This window comes from Auritidibacter ignavus (assembly GCF_029853775.1).
GTDB lineage: Bacteria > Actinomycetota > Actinomycetes > Actinomycetales > Micrococcaceae > Auritidibacter > Auritidibacter ignavus.
Genome location: NZ_CP122564.1, coordinates 2,457,153 through 2,473,591 on the forward strand (window position 1 = coordinate 2,457,153; position 16,439 = coordinate 2,473,591).

Annotated in this window: 11 protein-coding genes, 3 tRNA genes and 2 rRNA genes; 13 read left to right on the plus strand and 3 right to left on the minus strand. The window is 58.7% G+C overall.

What is annotated here, in order from left to right; all coding sequences use genetic code 11:
- Positions 1-473: 473 nt before the first annotated feature.
- The 5 genes from QDX22_RS11095 to QDX22_RS11115 all read left to right on the plus strand — a co-directional run bounded on the left by QDX22_RS11095 (position 474) and on the right by QDX22_RS11115 (position 5,289).
- Positions 474-3,571 (plus strand): 23S ribosomal RNA (locus QDX22_RS11095).
- 325 nt (positions 3,572-3,896) lie between these two features.
- A 5S ribosomal RNA gene (gene rrf, locus QDX22_RS11100) occupies positions 3,897-4,013 on the plus strand.
- A 373-nt stretch (positions 4,014-4,386) separates the two neighbouring features.
- A complete protein-coding gene (locus tag QDX22_RS11105; RefSeq protein WP_110099439.1) occupies positions 4,387-4,650 on the plus strand; it encodes a GlsB/YeaQ/YmgE family stress response membrane protein in 264 nt (87 codons plus the stop codon).
- Between the two features lie 108 nt (positions 4,651-4,758).
- On the plus strand, positions 4,759-5,106 hold the full coding sequence (locus tag QDX22_RS11110; RefSeq protein WP_110101350.1) for a GNAT family N-acetyltransferase: 348 nt from the start codon (positions 4,759-4,761) through the stop codon (positions 5,104-5,106).
- Positions 5,107-5,212: 106 nt separating this feature from the next.
- Positions 5,213-5,289: transfer RNA gene (locus QDX22_RS11115), tRNA-Pro, on the plus strand.
- Between the two features lie 57 nt (positions 5,290-5,346).
- Here QDX22_RS11115 and QDX22_RS11120 read toward each other — a convergent pair.
- Together QDX22_RS11120 and QDX22_RS11125 are read right to left on the minus strand one after the other, a co-directional pair.
- Positions 5,347-6,027: an NADPH-dependent F420 reductase gene (locus QDX22_RS11120; RefSeq protein ID WP_110101351.1), complete on the minus strand. Its 681-nt coding sequence runs from the start codon at positions 6,025-6,027 to the stop codon at positions 5,347-5,349.
- Complete coding sequence (locus QDX22_RS11125) at positions 6,008-6,922, minus strand: fumarylacetoacetate hydrolase family protein (RefSeq protein WP_110099436.1); 915 nt, start codon at positions 6,920-6,922, stop codon at positions 6,008-6,010. The genes QDX22_RS11120 and QDX22_RS11125 overlap by 20 nt, the downstream gene beginning before the upstream one ends.
- Positions 6,923-7,005: 83 nt before the next feature.
- Here QDX22_RS11125 and QDX22_RS11130 point away from each other — a divergent pair, with 83 nt between their 5' ends.
- Genes QDX22_RS11130 through treZ form a run of 3 tightly spaced genes read left to right on the plus strand, consistent with a single transcriptional unit; the run spans position 7,006 to position 12,932 of the window.
- Positions 7,006-8,322: an aldo/keto reductase gene (locus tag QDX22_RS11130; protein ID WP_279717866.1), complete on the plus strand. Its 1,317-nt coding sequence runs from the start codon at positions 7,006-7,008 to the stop codon at positions 8,320-8,322.
- A 10-nt stretch (positions 8,323-8,332) separates the two neighbouring features.
- Positions 8,333-10,936: a malto-oligosyltrehalose synthase gene (gene treY / locus QDX22_RS11135; protein WP_158524762.1), complete on the plus strand. Its 2,604-nt coding sequence runs from the start codon at positions 8,333-8,335 to the stop codon at positions 10,934-10,936.
- 7 nt (positions 10,937-10,943) lie between these two features.
- A complete protein-coding gene (gene treZ, locus QDX22_RS11140; protein WP_233488017.1) occupies positions 10,944-12,932 on the plus strand; it encodes a malto-oligosyltrehalose trehalohydrolase in 1,989 nt (662 codons plus the stop codon).
- Here treZ and QDX22_RS11145 read toward each other — a convergent pair.
- Positions 12,858-14,186: a DUF4032 domain-containing protein gene (locus QDX22_RS11145; RefSeq protein ID WP_110099432.1), complete on the minus strand. Its 1,329-nt coding sequence runs from the start codon at positions 14,184-14,186 to the stop codon at positions 12,858-12,860. The genes treZ and QDX22_RS11145 overlap by 75 nt on opposite strands.
- Before the next feature lie 146 nt (positions 14,187-14,332).
- On the opposite strand from QDX22_RS11145, the gene QDX22_RS11150 reads away from it, so the two are divergent.
- The 5 genes from QDX22_RS11150 to QDX22_RS11170 all read left to right on the plus strand — a co-directional run bounded on the left by QDX22_RS11150 (position 14,333) and on the right by QDX22_RS11170 (position 16,327).
- Positions 14,333-15,178: a DsbA family protein gene (locus QDX22_RS11150; RefSeq protein WP_279674307.1), complete on the plus strand. Its 846-nt coding sequence runs from the start codon at positions 14,333-14,335 to the stop codon at positions 15,176-15,178.
- 136 nt (positions 15,179-15,314) lie between these two features.
- Positions 15,315-15,388, plus strand: a tRNA-Thr gene (locus QDX22_RS11155).
- A gap of 218 nt (positions 15,389-15,606) precedes the next feature.
- A tRNA-Val gene (locus tag QDX22_RS11160) sits at positions 15,607-15,680 on the plus strand.
- Between the two features lie 150 nt (positions 15,681-15,830).
- Complete coding sequence (locus QDX22_RS11165; protein WP_110099430.1) at positions 15,831-16,175, plus strand: ArsR/SmtB family transcription factor; 345 nt, start codon at positions 15,831-15,833, stop codon at positions 16,173-16,175.
- Positions 16,172-16,327 (plus strand): zinc transporter permease, encoded by a 156-nt coding sequence (locus QDX22_RS11170; protein WP_110101353.1) that lies wholly within the window; start codon positions 16,172-16,174, stop codon positions 16,325-16,327. Before QDX22_RS11165 ends, QDX22_RS11170 begins: the two co-directional genes overlap by 4 nt.
- Positions 16,328-16,439 lie beyond the last annotated feature (112 nt).

The window sequence follows — 16,439 nt, forward strand, 5'->3', positions numbered from 1 at the left end:
GTACTGTTCCGCGCCGCGTGTTGTGTGTGGTGTGGTTCGTGGAGTGTGGTGGTTGCTGGTGGTGTTCTGGTGTGTTTGGTGCACTGTTGGGTTATGGGGTAATTGTTCCCTGGTGGCCTGTCTGCTCTTGTTGTCATCGTGTTGGTGGTGATGGGGGTGGGTGGGGTGTTGTTGTGGTAATTGCATAGTGGACGTGAGCATCTATCACGACACTGCGGTTTTGTGGTGTTGTGGTTGTGCTGCAAAGAGCATGAGTTTGTGCTGCGATCATTGGCCTGTTGGGGTTGGTGGTTGTGGTGGTGTTTCTTTGTGGTTGCTTTAGTTGTTTGTTTTGTGTGTCCAGTCACCATCGCATGATGCTGGTTTGGTGTTGTGTGTGGTGTTGGTGTTGCTTGTTTTGTGGCTTACGTGTGGCGCCACCGGTTGCCCCCTGTGATTCCTTCGTTGTGTTGGGTTGTGGGGGTTGGTGGTGTTTGTAAGTTGTGAAGGGCGCATGGTGGATGCCTTGGTAATAGGAGCCGATGAAGGACGTGGGAATCTGCGATAAGCCTGGTGGAGTTGATAACCGAGCGTTGATGCCAGGATGTCCGAATGGGGTAACCCCGCGCATCGTGGTGGTGCGTGACCGCTGGTTGAATGTATAGGCCAGTTGGAGGGAACGTGGGGAAGTGAAACATCTCAGTACCTGCAGGAAGAGAAAATAATAATGATTCTGCTAGTAGTGGCGAGCGAACGTGGATGAGGCTAAACCTGGTGCGTGTGATACACGGTAGTGGTTGCGTGCTGGGGGTTGTGGGATGCGCTGTGCTGGTTCTACCGGGCTGGCGAGTGATGGTTGCGTGTATGCGAAGTAGTTTGGATGCTACACCGTAGTGGGTGAGAGTCCCGTAGTGGTAACGCGTTGGCCGGGCTTTGGTGTTTTCCCGAGTAGTACGGGGTTCGTGGAGTCCCGTGTGAATCTGCCAGGACCACCTGGTAAGTCTAAATACTTCCTATTGACCGATAGTGGATCAGTACCGTGAGGGAATGGTGAAAAGTACCCCGGGAGGGGAGTGAAAGAGTACCTGAAACCATGTGCTTACAATCCGTTCGAGCGTCCTGTGGGGTGTGAGAGCGTGCCTTTTGCAAAATGAGCCTGCGAGTCAGTGATGCGTGGCGAGGTTAACCCGTGTGGGGTAGTCGTAGCGAAAGCGAGTCTGAATAGGGCGGTGAGTCGCGTGTTCTGGACCCGAAGCGGAGTGATCTACCCATGGCCAGGTTGAAGCGTGTGTAAGAGCACGTGGAGGACCGGACCCACTTCAGTTGAAAATGGAGGGGATGAGCTGTGGGTAGGGGTGAAAGGCTAATCAAACTCCGTGATAGCTGGTTCTCCCCGAAATGCATTTAGGTGCAGCGTTGCGTGTTTCTTGCTGGTGGTAGAGCTACTGGTTGGCTGATGGGCCCGACAAGGTTACTGACGTCAGCCAAACTCCGAATGCTGGTGAGTGAGAGCGTGGCAGTGAGACTGTGGGGGATAAGCTTCATGGTCGAGAGGGAAACAGCCCAGATCATCGGTTAAGGCCCCTAAGCGTGTGCTAAGTGGAAAAGGATGTGAAGTTGCTGAGACAACCAGGAGGTTGGCTTAGAAGCAGCCACCCTTGAAAGAGTGCGTAATAGCCCACTGGTCAAGTGATTTTGCGCCGACAATGTAGCGGGGCTTAAGCATACCGCCGAAACTGTGACAAACCACCGTGTGGTGGGTTGGGTAGGGGAGCGTCGTGCGTGTGGTGAAGCAGTCGTGTGAACGGTTGTGGAGAGCGTGCGAGTGAGAATGCAGGCATGAGTAGCGATAGGAGGGTGAGAAACCCTTCCGCCGGATGACTAAGGGTTCCAGGGTCAAGTTCATCTTCCCTGGGTTAGTCGGGACCTAAGGCGAGGCCGACAGGCGTAGTCGATGGATAACGGGTTGATATTCCCGTACCAGTGGTAGACCGTCCCTGCTGAGCTGGTGATACTAACCACCCGAGCCTTCCTGGATCACCTTTCGGGGTGACGTGGTTGGTGAGCGTGGGACCTGAACTGGTGAGGCAAGCGTGTTAACAGGTGTGACGCAGGAAGGTAGCCGGGCCAGGCAGTGGAATGGTCCTGGTCTAAGCGTGTAGGATGCAGGGTTGGTAAATCCGCTCTGTGTGTGTCTGAGACGTGATGGGCTCCCACGTGGTGGGAGATCTGGTGATCCTATGCTGCCAAGAAAAGCATCGACGCGAGGTTGACATTGCCCGTACCCTAAACCGACTCAGGTAGTCAGGTAGAGAATACTAAGGCGATCGAGAGAATCATAGTTAAGGAACTCGGCAAAATGCCCCCGTAACTTCGGAAGAAGGGGGGCCTCGACCTTGACACCCACGTGCTGGGTGGAGGGGGTAGGGGCCGCAGAGACCAGGGGGAAGCGACTGTTTATCAAAAACACAGGTCCATGCGAAGTCGTAAGACGATGTATATGGACTGACTCCTGCCCGGTGCTGGAAGGTTAAGCGGAGCTATTAGCCCTTTGTGGGCGACGTGGTGAAGTTAAGCCCCAGTAAACGGCGGTGGTAACTATAACCATCCTAAGGTAGCGAAATTCCTTGTCGGGTAAGTTCCGACCTGCACGAATGGAGTAACGACTTCCCCGCTGTCTCAACTGTGAACTCGGTGAAATTGCAGTACGAGTAAAGATGCTCGTTACGCGCAGAAGGACGGAAAGACCCCGAGACCTTCACTATAGTTTGGTATTGGTGTTCGGTGTGGCTTGTGTAGAATAGGTGGGAGACTGTGAAGCTAGCACGCTAGTGGTAGTGGAGTCGTTGTGTGAAATACCACTCTGGTCATAGTGAACATCTAACTTCGGACCGTGATCCGGTTCAGGGACAGTGCCTGATGGGTAGTTTAACTGGGGCGGTTGCCTCCTAAATGGTAACGGAGGCGCCCAAAGGTTCCCTCAGCCTGGTTGGCAATCAGGTGTTGAGTGTAAGTGCACAAGGGAGCTTGACTGTGAGACTGGCAGGTCGAGCAGGAACGAAAGTTGGGACTAGTGATCCGGCGACTCGTTGTGGAACGGTCGTCGCTCAACGGATAAAAGGTACCTCGGGGATAACAGGCTTATCTTGCCCAAGAGTTCATATCGACGGCATGGTTTGGCACCTCGATGTCGGCTCGTCGCATCCTGGGGCTGGAGTTGGTCCCAAGGGTTGGGCTGTTCGCCCATTAAAGCGGTACGCGAGCTGGGTTCAGAACGTCGTGAGACAGTTCGGTCCCTATCCTCTGCGCGCGGTGGAGAATTGAGAAGGGCTGTCCTTAGTACGAGAGGACCGGGACGGACGAACCTCTGGTATGTCAGTTGTACCGCCAGGTGCATGGCTGATTGGCTACGTTCGGGATAGATAACCGCTGAAAGCATCTAAGCGGGAAGCTTGCTTCAAGATGAATTCTCCTGACACCCTTGTGGTGTGAGAGGTTCCCAGTAGATGACTGGGTTGATAGGCCGGGTGTGTAAGCACGGACTGACGACGTGTTGAGCTGACCGGTACTAATAGACCAAAGACTTACAAACACCCCCAACCAACCACAAACCACTCCCCGCCCGCCGGGGGTTGGTGAAGGATCACGGGTCTGGGGTGTGAGATCGTAAGCCAGACACAACACCACACCCTGACACAACACCACCCCAACCGGGGGTGGCCTGTCAGGGTGATCACGAGCAAACACTCACGGCACACACAAAAAACACGACACCCAACGTGTTCTAGCCAGCACAACCATGCCAACGTCCACTATGGGATTACCCCAACAAACACCGCCGTGTGTGAAACACACAGGCCCACACAATCGAAGACAAGGTTTCCCACCCCCACCCCCCGGGGGTTGGTGAGAAGAGTTACGGTGGTTATAGCGTAGGGGAAACGCCCGGTCCCATTCCGAACCCGGAAGCTAAGACCTACAGCGCCGATGGTACTGCACACGGGAGTGTGTGGGAGAGTAGGACACCGCCGGACAATCATTACACGGTCGGGGACGAACAGACCACCCTGGTGACAACGACGCCACCACCGCCCAGGCTCTGTTCGTCCCCGACCACCATTCAACCCACCAAACACCACCCAGCTCTTCCGCGGACTGTCGATCGGTTGCGACAGATCTGCTGCGCATTCGCTTCGTCGAAATGTTTCCGGTGGTACTTGGGACGGGACTTGTGCTCGGGCACGCGGTTTTCAATCTGATTTGCTATTATTTGTTTCGCTGGGTAGGTCTTGATTGTTGTGTGACCGTTCACGAGGTAGAGCTCGGGGTGTTGACGCTTTTCTGGCTGAGTATCCGTGCGTACCACGGACACTGTCTTGGGTAGGTTGACTGAAGGAAGGAACCACCATGAATTTCTTTGCTTTTCTCGTACTTGGACTCTTGGCCGGCATCATCGCCAGGATGATTCTGGGACGACAACATGGCTGGTTCGCCACTCTGATTGTGGGTGCACTTGGGGCCATGGTCGGTGGCTGGCTCGGTAACCTCATCTTTGGTGTCGGGGTGAACGAATTCTGGTCGCTGTCCTCGTGGGTGCTGGCCGTTGGAGGCGCGGTGATCGTCCTGGCGATCTATGGAGCCGTGTCGGGCCGGAACAAAGTACAACGCTAAACTAGCTACGTGACCAGCAGAAAGAGGCTGCCCCACTGCGGGCAGTGGAAAGACCTGGACCCCTTACTCTGCTACGGTATAGCGCGTTTGCGATTCCAGGTTTTTGTCATGGAGCAAGGCGTGATCAGCGTCGAAGAATTAGACGGTCGAGATCTCGAGCCCGGCGCGGAGATGTGGTGGTTGCAGGACGGTGACGTCCCGATCAGCACGCTACGTGTGCTCCGTGAAGGGCCACAACGTATTGCCATTGGTCGGGTTGCTACCCATCGTGATTATCGCGGTCAAGGACTGGCTGGAGCTCTGGTGCAAGCAGCCGTGGCTGCTTATCCGGAAGATCAGATTGAGTTGCACGCGCAGGCGCATTTAGAAAACTGGTACACGTCGTTGGGTTTCCGCAGAGAGGGCGAAGTTTTCATTGAAGCAGAGATTCCGCACGTGATGATGCGACGTGGCTGAATCAACACAACGTGTCCATGTGTGAGCTACGAGACGTCTTTTGGATATTTCCGGTTGTGGGTTTATGATAGGTACTCGTGGCTGAAAGGCCACGGACTCAACCCACCGGGGTGTGGCGCAGTTTGGTAGCGCGCGTCGTTCGGGACGACGAGGTCGCAGGTTCAAATCCTGTCACCCCGACCACCTTTGAGCCCTTCGTGCATGGCACGGAGGGCTTAGTTATTTCTCCGATACGCTATTTTAGTCCTGGCGGGACCCTGGCAACAGATAGCGGAGCTCATCGATCATCACCTCAGCGTCCATCGGCCGGTTGAAGAGTTTTTCGCCCGGCTCGAGGACCCAGCCAGACGCGAGGTTTGGTAACGTGACCGGGGCGAACCCGAGTTGGTCGAGCATACCGGCAACCAGCGTGGCTACCTGCGGGACATCGGTGGCAAGTGCTGAGGCACGTCGTGGAGTGGCAGTGAACCGATCGGCGGCATCCAGGTCCCAATGCGAAATATGATTTAATGCCTTAACCACAGCCAGCGTGCTGGAGAAGTGCGCGGCAACAGCCTCGGAGGAGGAGAGCCCCTCAGATCGCAGTGCCTGCAGCCAGGCCGGCAATGGCTCCTCCTCCCACCGATTGGTGGCATCAACCAGCACCACTCCAGATAGGGTCTCAGGATCGACGTCGTCCAGATCTTCTTGGGGCACCATCAACACCACGAGGTCAACTTCGGCTGCAATCTCATCAGCCTCAACGGCATGAGCATGGGGAGCGTACTGTGCTAGATGGTACTTCAGAGCTCGCGGTGGCCGGGAAGCAGCAATATCGACCTCAAAACCGGCCTGGTGGGCGACCCGGGCCAGCGCGGTTCCGGCTCGACCTGCCCCAAGGATCCCGAAGCGAGTGACCGAGTCAGGACGAGACAATGTCATTATGCTGGACACCGAGTCCCTGAATGCGAGTTTCCACCTCATCACCGGGCACCAGCCACGGTCGGCGACCTTTGTCGTTCTTCATCGCCAGTGCGACGCCACCCGGAGTCCCGGTCAGGATCAAATCACCGGGTGACAGCGTAATAATCTCGGAGAGGTAGCTGATCAACTGTGCCGGGGTGAAGACCAGATCGCCCACGGAATCGTCTTGGCGCACCTCACCGTTGACCAGCGTGGTAATCCGGGCGTTGGGGTCAAACTCATCGGGGGTGACCAGCCAGGGGCCGATCGGGGTGGTAGCTTCAAAAATCTTGCCCTGTGTCCACTCCGAGGTGCGTCCCTGATAGCCACGCAATGAGAAATCATTGGAAATGGTGTAGCCGGCCACGTGATCTAGGGCCTGGTCTTCGGGGATGTTCCGACCCGGTGTCCCGATCACCACGCACAGTTCCCCTTCGTAGTCAAGCCGGTGGTCCACTGCGGGGATCGCAATGGATGCTTCTGCTGAGGTCAGTGTCTGGGAAAATTTCGTAAACACCGTGGGATAATCCGGAAGTTCCAGTCCTGTTTCCTTGATGTGGTTGCGGTAGTTCAGCCCAATGCAGAACACCTTTGCGGGGTAGGGGATCAGCGTGTCATAAGTAGCCTGACTGACATCGAGCAACTGGCGTGGATCCTTTGTCGTGGTCTCTAAGGCGCGTTCCGCCAGCTGCTGGCGGACCTCGGGCGGCTGAGTGACTAGCTGCCCCACATCTGTGAACTCGGGGATCTGGACTCCCAGAGTGGCGTGCTCGGTTCCCTGTGCGTCAGTTTCGGTTTCGGTAATCAAAGCGACGAAACTCGCACCGAGCTTATCGGTGGGCTCATCGGGGACACGGAAGGTCGCAAACTTCATATCCTCATACCACCACAGATTCTGTGACCACCACAATAGGCTTCCTCTCGTCTTCTGCCAGGTCAGAGCCTAGGGTGGTGGGTATGAGTAAGCAGGCCTCAATCATGCTGGGCACCATGGAATGGGACGACCCGGTGAGAGCGCGTGAGATCCTTTCCCGCTGGGTGCAAGCACACCAGCAACCGGGCTCTGCGGTGTTCGACCATCAGCTCTGGGTGGACACCGCGGATATTTATCGTCGGGGTCGTGCAGAGACAGCGCTGGGTTGGTTGTTGGTCGAACAACCCGAATGGCGCGAGCAGTTACAGGTGCAAACAAGAATTGGCGTCGTTGCCGGCACCGACGAAACCCCAACCTGCTATAACAACTCCGGCGACCACATCCGCGCCGGGCTGGAACGTTGCCTGCAACACCTCGGTGTGGACACCATTGACCGGGTGCTGATTCACCGTCCCGATCCACGGACTTCGTTGCGGGATACTGCTCTGGCCCTGGTCGGTGCACACCGACAGAAGATCACCCGGCAGGTGGGCGTTTCCAATTTTTCCGCGCCCCGGTTGGAGGCCTTCAACCAGGTGTTGGCCGAGGCTTCCCAGGGGACGTTAACGATTAGCGCTCACCAGGTGCAAGCCAGTCTGACCGTCCCCGACGTGCTGGGGGCAGTGGTGGACCCCAACCGGTACCCCGGCTGGATGGGAGTGATCGAACACCGCGACACGCTGGGCATTGAGATTCAGGCCTACTCGCCCTTGTCGGGTGGCGCGGTCTTTCAGCGGGCCGGTGGGGCCCGTATCGCCGAGGAGCTCTCCGCACGAATAGGAGCGGTGGCAACCGGATGGCTGATGGCCGCCGGGAGTGTGGCCTCAGCGATGAACTCATCAATAGCTGTGAACGGCGAGGTTGCCATAGGCGAGAATGGACATATGTACGAAACACTTGATTTACAGAGCGGGAACCTTCTGATCGGGCTGGGAGTCATCCTGGCGATTGCGGGGCTCGCCGTATCGGCTCATGCCGCCTGGCGGAAACGCCGTTACCGGGCTATCGACACCGGTAAGACCATGGCCTTTGAAGGCGCCGACGCCCGGGTGGAAGGTCCCGAGGGCCGGATCGATGCCCGCTTTGAAACCTGGGCGGGACTCGGGTTGGTGGTGATCGGCGCCGGGCTACTGATCTGGGGGCTGGTGACCAACGCGAATACCAACCGGGTCATCACCAACAACGTCACGACCAAATATCCCGAGGTCGTGGAAGTCGAACCCAATCGCTGGATCGGTTATGCCCTGGACGCCACGCTGGTCTATGAGGACGGTCGTGAAGAATCTGGAGTTCGGATCATCTTCGATGAGCACACCGGTGAACCCCATATCAGTGGCGAGACGGACGAGAATCAACAGTGAGGACACCTCGATGACAGCACCTACCGCTACCTACCGCGTGCAGCTGAGCGACCATTTCACCTTGGCCGATGCTGGCCAGCTGTGGGGATATTTGCGTCGGTTAGGAGTGACCGGACTATACCTGTCTCCGATATTGCAGGCCAACTCAGGGTCAGACCACGGCTACGACGTGGTGGACCCCACCTGCGTGGATGCTTCCCGCGGTGGTGCCCAGTCCCTGCAGGCGCTGGCCGAGCAGGTGCATGCCGACGGGGGACAGCTGATCATCGATGTAGTGCCCAACCACGTCGGGGTGGGGGTGCCAGCCGAAAACCCGTGGTGGTGGGATGTGCTCGCCCATGGCCCGACCTCGCGCTACGCGCGATTTTTCGACATTGACTGGGCGGCCGGCGACGACCGGCTGGTTATTCCGGTGCTCGGGGAGGGCACCGCACAAGACCCGGGCGCCGAACGCGACCGGCTGTGCGTGCGCGAAAGCACTGCGGAGGCCGGGGCCGGGGCAGACCAAGGCATAACAGATCTGCGGTTGTGCTACGACGACAATGAGTACCCATTGGCCGAAGACACCGACCTGTCGGGCCAACCCCCGCAGGACGACCCAGTTGCTTATGCCGCTTGGGTGCGGGGTATCCACGACCAGCAGCATTACCGGCTCGAGCCGTGGCGAGATGGCGAGTACGAGGTCAACTATCGACGGTTTTTTGCGATCAACGAGTTGGCCGCGCTGCGGATAGAAGATCCGATAGTCTTCCAAGAAGCCACGACAGAAATCCGTCGCTGGTTCGCCGACGGGGTGGCAGACGGGCTACGCCTGGACCACATCGACGGACTGGCCGATCCGGGGCAGTTTCTGCGTCAGCTCCGGGACCACATTGGCGACAACGCCTGGGTGGTGGCCGAAAAGATTCTGGAACCCGGAGAAGCACTACCTGAGAGCTTCCCCGTGCAGGGCACCTGTGGCTATGACACGTTGCAGGCACTCGACCGGGTACTCATCGACCCGCGCGGAACCCAGGTTTTAGCGGGTATGACCGCCAGCGAGGCAGCGGAAACACCCCGGCAGCACGATCCGGTCGAGCGGTACCGGGACCTGGTCTACCAGCTCAAACACCGGGCGGTGACACAGATGCTGACTCCGGACCTGCACGCGGTGGCCCGGCTGGTGGCCCCGGACCTGGGACGCGAGTCCGATGACCAGCAGTTATTGGTCGGATTGACCACGCTGATGTGTGCCTTCCCGGTGTACCGTAGCTATGTGCCACTCGGCGAGGAGTACCTGCATCAGGCCGCCGCGGTGGCGGTCGAGCGCGATCCCAGCGTCGCCGAGGTCGTTGGACAGCTGATGCCGGTCCTGGCCGACCCGCAACATCCCGGCGCCATCCGATTCCAGCAAACCACCTCGATGGCGATGGCCAAGGGAGTCGAAGACACCGCCTTCTATCGGTTCAGTCTGCTCAGCTCAGCCAATGAAGTCGGCGCAGACCCAGCCCAAATCGGCATCAGTGTCCAAGAATTTCACGACCAGCAACGCAACCGGCTGACCCGGTGGCCAGAAACGATGACGACCATCTCGACCCACGACACCAAACGCTCGGAAGACGTGCGCGCTCGCATCCACGTGCTCAGCGAGTGTGCCCAGCAGTGGGCCGAGACCTTCGCGCAACTGACGCGGATGATCACCGACCAGCTCCCACGGGTGGGGGACGATCTGGCGCTATGGAAAATCGTGGTAGAAACTGGATTCGGCGCTCAGCCACTGTCCAACGCTGGGCTGGAATATCAGCGGTGGGACGACTACGCGGTCAAAGCAGCCCGGGAGTCTGGGGCGATCACCTCCTGGACCGAGCAAGATCAGGAGTATGAACACCAGCTGGGCGAGGCCCTGGAATTGTTACTCGATGATGCCCACCCCGTCGGGGCGCTGTGGGAGCAGTTCACCAGCGAGCTGGTGCCGGCCGCGGTGTCGAATCAGCTCAGCCTGAAGCTCTTGCACCTGGTCTCGGTGGGTGTGCCCGATATTTATCAGGGCACCGAAATCGTGTTCCCGACTATGGTAGACCCGGATAATCGGTGCGCGGTGGATTTCGCCTACCGCGCCGATCTGCTCGATGAGTTGGACCGACGGGTCGAGGCGCTGGGTTCGCCCGGTCTGACCCCGCCGCCCGACCCAGCGCCCGGTGCCGGCATCGATCGAGCGGCCTGGGGCGAGTTCGCCGATCTGACGAAGTTGTGGATCACCACCCAGGTCTTGCACCTGCGTTCGGATTGTCCTGACTGGTTCACCGAATACATCCCGCTTGAGGTACATAGTGACCAGGCTGGGGACGACCACGTGATCGGCTGCATCCGTGGCCAAGCCATTGCGGTGGCAACCCGGTGGCCGCTGGGCCTGGAACGCCAGGGCGGATGGGACACCACGACCAGCATTGTGGTGCCGAAGGCAGAATGCGTCTACCTAGACCTGCTGACCGGTACCAGCTACCGCTCGGATGCTAACCGCCGCATCGAGGTGGCTGATGTACTCCACATTCTTCCGGTGGCCCTGCTTGCCCCACAGGACCTGGTGCACCAAGACGATCCGGACACAGCCGGTGACACAGAACAGGCAGGCTAGTCCCGTGATGAACAACGACTCGGCCTTTCACTTCCACTCTCCCCCGGCCAGCCGTCGCCGGTATGCGGTCTGGGCCCCCGAAGCTGAAGAAATCGAGCTGGTAATCGTCACCGAACCTGCCGGTGAGCTCGCTCAACGCACTGACGGGCTGGCCACCGCAGACACCTGGCCGGTGACTGCCCGCTACCGGTTGACCACCGATGATCAGGCCGGGGGCTGGTGGTGGTTGAATGAGAAACACCGGGGCGAGATCCCCAACGGGGCAGGGTACGGCTACGTGCTGGACGGGTCCGGGCCCTTCCCGGACCCGCGCTCGCGGTATCAACCCGACGGCGTGCACGGCCCCTCCCGGCCGGTACCACCGTTACCGTGCGCATCGTCGCAGACGGCACCCAGCCACCCAGCACGGTCCAATGAACTCGCCGAGATGGTGATTTACGAGCTACATCCCGGCACGTTCAGCCCCACCGGGGATTTTGCCGGGATCATAGAACGGCTGGACTATCTCGTCGAGCTAGGGGTTACCCACGTGGAACTCATGCCGGTGGCAGGATTCCCCGGTCGTTTCGGGTGGAGCTATGACGGCGTGAACTGGTTCGCTATTCAGGCCAGTTACGGCGGACCGGCCGAATACGCCCGGCTGGTCCAGGCGGCTCACGCCCGTGGGCTCGGAATCATTCAGGATGTGGTTTATAACCACTGGGGCCCCGAAGGACATTACCTCAATCAATTCGGCCCCTATCAACGCGCCGACGAGACCCGGTGGGGCGCCGGCCCCAATCTGGACGGTCCCGATTCCGACGAGGTCCGGACCTATATTCTCGATCAGGCCCGCATGCTCTTGCTGGACTACGAGGTCGACGGGTTCCGGTTGGACGCGGTGCATGCGCTGTCCGACACCCAAGCAGTCCACATCCTACAACAGTTGCGCGCGCTGACCGATGAGATTGGCGCCCAGACCGGGGTGAACCGGGTGCTGATCGCCGAATCCGACCTGAACGACCCGCGCATGATCGATGGGCTCGAGACCAACGGCCTGGGACCGCATGGGCAGTGGTCCGATGACTTCCACCACGCCGTCCACGTGGCCGCCACCGGGGAGACCCAGGGCTACTACGCTGATTTCGCCGACCCGAACGCGCTACCCAAAGCCATTGATCAAGGGTTTTTCCACGACGGGACCTATTCCAGTTTCCGCGGTCGCCACCACGGCCGAGCCCTGAACCATCACCGGCACCGGCCCAGCCAGCTGATCGTTTCCATCCAAAACCACGATCAGGTCGGCAACCGGGCCGCTGGCGATCGTCCGACCGCCAGCATCGAGTTATCCCGGGCCATGGGGCAAGCGGCCCTGATGCTACTCGCCCCGGGGACCCCAATGCTGTTCATGGGCGAAGAATTTGCCACCCGCACCCCGTTCCCCTTTTTTGTCGACTTCGCCGAACCCGAGCTGATCACCGGGGTCTCAACCGGGCGACGTCTCGAGTTTGCCGCCACCGGTTGGGACCCCGACACCGTGCACGAGCCCACGGCAACCGCCACCCGAGACCTGGCGGTCTTGGACTGGGACGAGCCAAACCGCGTGGGGCACCGGCAAGCTCTGGCCTTCTACCGCCGGCTGATTCAGCTTCGACGACAGCTCCCTGCCCTGCTGCGGACCGGTGAGTCCGAATCGCCCGAGGCGCTCGACTCGTTTGACTCGGTGCACACCACGGTGGACCCGGAGACCGGACTGATCCACCTGATCCGGACTGTTCCTACCGCACCAAGCCCCGCAGTGCCACGATTGCATCTGCTCCTCGCCTGGGGGCCCGACCCCGTCGAGGCTCGGATCTTACGTCGTGAGCAACGCCCACAGGATGTGCACCTACTGACCGGATTTGATCCGGTGCACGAGGTGGTCACCAACGACCTGGAGGCGCTAGTCGTTCCCAGACGGGCCCTGATACGTCCCGGGGCGGTGATGGTACTCGGTGTTGGGACGAGAAGCCTGTGAGCGGGAGACCGTATCTGCGGTGAGGGGATCATCGGGAGCACGCGGTGTCAGAATCTCCTGGAGATAAGACGTCACGGTCTCTTCAAGGCTGACCTGCTGTCCGGCCCGTTCGGAGAGATACCAGCGGTGCTCCAAAATCTCGTGCATGATTTCCGCCGGCTCCATCTTGCCAGCCAGTTCTGCCGGTAGGTGCTGAATGATCGGGTCGAAGACTTGCTGTAGCCACAGCTGAGCAGACAAGTGTTCATCGGTCTGCCAGTGTTGTTCTCTTCGGTAGTCGTCAATGGCCTGCAACAGTCGGCGAGCTTGATTTTCTTCCACGCTCAGCCCGGTCAATTGCAGTAGCCGACGGCGATGGTGGCCGGGATCGACGACTTTGGGGTTCAGCACCAGTTCACGACCACCGCGGGCGGGCGTGACATCGTATTCTTCAACATCAAAACCTAGCTCGTTGAGCCGACGGATGCGGTCTTGTAGGTGCATACGCTGATCGGTGGGCACCGCAAAGTCGGTGGTCAATTCATGCCACAGGTTGCGGTAACTGGCAGAGACCTGCTCCGCGGTGGCCACCGGGTCAACGGTTTCGGCCAACAAGCCACCGGCGATCAGATCCATGAGCTCGCCGGCAATATTGGTCCGAGCAATCTCCATATCGTGGGCGCGTTGCCCGGCCGAGACGTTCGTGCGTAGCTCCCCGGTCTCGGCGTCGACCAGATAGGCGGCGAACCCGCCGGCATCGCGACGAAACAGCACGTTCGACAGTGAAATATCGCCCCAATAAAATCCTTCGAGGTGTAGTTGGACGATCAGTACTGCTAGCGCGTCGATCACCCTGGTGAGGGTGTCGCGGGAGAGTTGCTGACTCAACACGGCCCGATACGGCAGAGAAAAAGGTAGATGTTGGGTGACCAACATAGCGGGGAGTGGTTCGTCTGCGGGATCCCGGCGGCCGGTAATCACCGCCAGGGGCACCACACAGGGGATATCGCGCCGGCCGAGCTGGCGTAATAATCCGTACTCAGCTTGGGCCTGTGCCGGTGTGGTTTCTTTCAGCGCTACCACTGCCGAGGGCAACCGGACGAATCGCACGACGTGTCGCGAAATACCACGGGGCAGTGCGGTGATCACCTGCTCGGGCCAATCCTCGAGGTTCTGGTGCAGGGGTAGGTCCAAGAGCTCGGCGCTGAGCGTGGGAGAGGAGTGTGTCGAGGAAATGCGGACCTGGTCATTGATGGGATGTGGAGCGGAATTCATTAGTACATGAGTGTGCCCCGAACTCCGGTTGCTGTCGAGTCCTGTGTAGCTGAGACACAAACTTTAAGATATTCAGATCCTTGGCACGATCACCGGTTATGCTATCCCAGGAGCCCGTGACCACCACGTTGTCGAGGATCAAAGATATGGCCAAAAACTCCAAGTCCGCAGGGGATGCGCGAACCAGAGCGCGCCAGATGCACGAAAAACAACTGAAAAAAGAAAAACGCAACGCCCAGATCACCACCTGGAGCATTGTTGGTGTGGTGGTTCTAGTCATTGCGGTGATCGCCGGGTTGCTTATATGGAACCAAAACCGTTCCATTCCTGAATCTGGTGAAGCCCCGACCATCGCCAATGAACACGGTGGTATTACCTTGGTGTCCACGACAGAATTCGCTGAGGGCGAGTCTCTCGGCGAAGTCAGCGCCAACGAGGTCGGCGAATCCAATATCACCGATGAACCCCCCGAAGAGGTGCCCGGCGGGGAAGAACGTGACCAGGATGAGCCCGCCCAGGTCATTATCTATGCCGACCCGGACTGCGTGCACTGTGCTGACTTCGAAATGGCCAATTCCGAGTTCATTAATGAGAAGCTAGACGCCGAAGAGATCACGGTCGAGTACCGCTTGGTTAACTACCTGGATAACCCCGGAACGAATAACTTCTCGTCTCGGGCTGCCAACACCGCGCTGTGCACCGCTGCAGAGCATCCCGAAAAGTTCAATGATGTGCTCACCGCATTATTCGAAACCTATAGCACCCATCAGGGCCAAGGCCTGTCCAACGATGAGCTGAAACAGCTGGCCAGCGATAACGGTGCTGACGTTTCAGACTGTATGTCGAATAACACCTACCGTCCGTTCGTGGACTACACCGCGGCGAAGGCTCGTGAAGGTGGTATTGCGGGAACTCCATCCATTTGGGTCAACGGCACGTTTACCACTCAGGATTCCTTCCAGGACGATGTGAATAACGCCATCGAGGACTAGGCACTCGAGGCATGAATGCAGCTGGGCGGCCCGAACCGGTTGGCATCTGCCACCGTTCGGGCCGCTCGCGTCTGCAAGATGAAATCGCCGACAAGTCTGCCGATCCGGTATGCTAGAGAAGTTGCCTGAGGGCTTTGCCTCCTTAGCTCAGTTGGCCAGAGCATCTGTCTTGTAAACAGAGGGTCGCCGGTTCGAATCCGGCAGGGGGCTCTGACGCCGAGGGCCCTGTATCCACTAGTGGGTACTGGGCCCTCGGCGTTGAATTCGAGGAATAACCTGCACGCCGGTCACCTTCCGCCTGTGGCTGGCATCCTGGGATCGATTCCCAGACAGTCCTCAGGCATGGTCGGGGCTAACGATGCAGTGTGGTCACCGCGACGTCCGATTTCGCGTTGACTCATCTTCCTGCTAAAGTATGACCTCTGTACGGATCCTTAGCTCAGCTGGTTAGAGCGTTCGCTTCACACGCGAGAGGTCGCTGGTTCGAATCCAGTAGGATCCACGGCGAGTCCCTGTTTGCTCCGAGCAAGCGGGGATTTTTTCATGTCTAAGATGTAGATGATAGACAACGCGGAGAGTGATCTGTGTTGCACTCCGATTATTGTCATGTGTACATATTGCAATATCTTTATATGTCTGGTGGAATAGAAATATGGACAGCGAATCAGGCGTTGCCGAGGCGGCGAAATTGTTCAAAGTTCTCGGTAGCGTTCCCCGATTGGAACTGTTGCACGAGATTGGACATGAGCCTCGCACTGTTGGGGCGCTTGCGGAAGCGACAGGACTGTCGCAACCGCTGGTCTCCCAGCATCTGCGGACCCTTCGGCAGGCCAGTTTGGTGACCGCGGTCCGATCGGGCAAAGAAGTGATCTATCACTTGGCTGACCTTCACGTCAGTCACGTGATCGATGATGCGCTGGCCCACGTTCAAGAACCTGAGACAAGCGTTGACGCGCCAATAGAACCCACAGGCACCGATGAAAAGGAGTCGTCATGACCGAGCAAGATGTACACGCTGAGCACACCATTGAAGAGCACGAGCACGGCGAGGACTGCGGCCACGAAGCAGTTCAGCACGGTGATCACGTGGACTATATTCACGATGGCCACCGTCACGCGCTACACGAGGATCACTACGATGAGCACTAAGCGCTGAGTTTTGGCTCTGGATGTTAGCTCAGTGGGGATGCCCGAATTGGGTAGCCCCACTGAGTTTTTTTAATCCCGGGCTAACGCGCAGCTCACGACGGAACAGCAACGT

Coding starts and splice junctions, on each gene's coding strand:
- QDX22_RS11145 (WP_110099432.1), bottom strand. CDS start 14,186: ATGAATTCCGCTCCACATCCCATCAATGACCAGGTCCGCATTTCCTCG.
- QDX22_RS11165 (WP_110099430.1), top strand. CDS start 15,831: ATGGACAGCGAATCAGGCGTTGCCGAGGCGGCGAAATTGTTCAAAGTT.
- QDX22_RS11170 (WP_110101353.1), top strand. CDS start 16,172: ATGACCGAGCAAGATGTACACGCTGAGCACACCATTGAAGAGCACGAG.
- treZ (WP_233488017.1), top strand. CDS start 10,944: ATGAACAACGACTCGGCCTTTCACTTCCACTCTCCCCCGGCCAGCCGT.
- QDX22_RS11125 (WP_110099436.1), bottom strand. CDS start 6,922: ATGAAGTTTGCGACCTTCCGTGTCCCCGATGAGCCCACCGATAAGCTC.
- QDX22_RS11130 (WP_279717866.1), top strand. CDS start 7,006: ATGAGTAAGCAGGCCTCAATCATGCTGGGCACCATGGAATGGGACGAC.
- QDX22_RS11110 (WP_110101350.1), top strand. CDS start 4,759: ATGGAGCAAGGCGTGATCAGCGTCGAAGAATTAGACGGTCGAGATCTC.
- treY (WP_158524762.1), top strand. CDS start 8,333: ATGACAGCACCTACCGCTACCTACCGCGTGCAGCTGAGCGACCATTTC.
- QDX22_RS11120 (WP_110101351.1), bottom strand. CDS start 6,027: ATGACATTGTCTCGTCCTGACTCGGTCACTCGCTTCGGGATCCTTGGG.
- QDX22_RS11150 (WP_279674307.1), top strand. CDS start 14,333: ATGGCCAAAAACTCCAAGTCCGCAGGGGATGCGCGAACCAGAGCGCGC.
- QDX22_RS11105 (WP_110099439.1), top strand. CDS start 4,387: ATGAATTTCTTTGCTTTTCTCGTACTTGGACTCTTGGCCGGCATCATC.